General features: G+C 41.5%; 1 protein-coding gene. It reads right to left on the bottom strand.

Features of this window, described 5'->3' with window-relative positions; all coding sequences use genetic code 11:
• Positions 1 to 155: 155 nt before the first annotated feature.
• A complete protein-coding gene (locus tag AB4249_RS21905; RefSeq protein ID WP_372104796.1) occupies positions 156 to 1,265 on the bottom strand; it encodes an HD-GYP domain-containing protein in 1,110 nt (369 codons plus the stop codon).
• Between the last annotated feature and the right edge of the window lie 16 nt (positions 1,266 to 1,281).

Raw genomic sequence — 1,281 nt, 5'->3', positions numbered from 1 at the left:
GAGGCGGCATTATAGAGATGCCGCTCATATTGGCAAGCAATAAATGCGTTTTTTATTAAAAAAAGAGGTTAAGCGAAGACATTTCAACCAAGGGCTTATTTATACCACTTTCACCCCAAGTTTCGAACAAATTACCCACAACGACCTGTGGATAACTACTCTCCACTATCAAAAAAGTAAGATAAACGAGCCCTAGGGTTTAGATACTCTCGAACTTGTTCAGGTAATTTGCTTGGATGAACGGCATTAACGATTTTGATCTCTTTAATAAAGAGGTCAATGATCGGAGCTTGGGTTCTTGGCACGCTAGGATCATAGATAAGTACATTTGGATAAAGCATATGTTTAGCGTTAACGGATATCACAATCCCAATCGAGTCATTTGAAAGCTGTACTACAGTTCCTGGTGGATAGACTCCCATGAACTTAACTAACAGCCCCAAGTTATCTTGGCTATATAGATGCTTGCAGCTCTTATATAGGTGGGACAGTGCCAAATACGGGATCATTTGTTGAGATTGCGTTTTACCATGGCAAAGGTTATCAAATGCATTAGCCACGGCGACTATCTTGGCAAATTCATCAATCTCATGTTCTTTTAAGCCCTCGGGGTAGCCAGAACCATCATTCATCTCATGATGTTGAACGATTACCTTTTTAGCACTTTCAGGAAAGTCATCAATTGCCGATACAATATCCGCACCGTATTTAGTATGAAGCTTCAGGTAGTTCTCTTCTGGCACCGTTAGTGCACTCTGCTTTCTTAGTATCGCGACTGGTATTTTGATCTTGCCTACATCGTGAAACAACGCTGCGAATGAGAGGTCTTTCAATTGCTGTGTGTTATAGCCTTTGGCCTTTCCTATCATCAGTGCAACAACCGAAACATTTAGAGTATGAAAGTAAATATCTTCGAAATCTGCTTTAGCATTCATAAGGTGCAAGGTGACGTTATCATCGCTCACTAGAGTTTCAACGATATCATCAACAAGAGCCTTAACCTCCCCTACCGCATCTAAAGGTCTGTTACGGATCTTGGTCATCACAGATCGCATTCGAGCAAGCGAACGTTCAAACTCTCTCTCACAATGACTCACCCTGCGGCGGTAAGAGCTAAGGGTTTCGATACGCTCATGCTTATCTTTCCACATTCTTTCCGTTTCAAGGCTTACCTGTGAATCAATATCGACTTCTTGTTCACCTACGTGATTAACAGGTAAAGGTGAGGTATCACTTTGACTCAGGTTTATATAGACGTGCTTCATAGACAGGATCTTAAGA

The organism is Vibrio sp. 10N.261.55.F4 (assembly GCF_041470465.1).
Taxonomy (GTDB): domain Bacteria; phylum Pseudomonadota; class Gammaproteobacteria; order Enterobacterales; family Vibrionaceae; genus Vibrio; species Vibrio crassostreae_C.
Note: the sequence above shows the minus strand (reverse complement) of the source record. Positions and strands in the feature narration are given on the sequence as shown.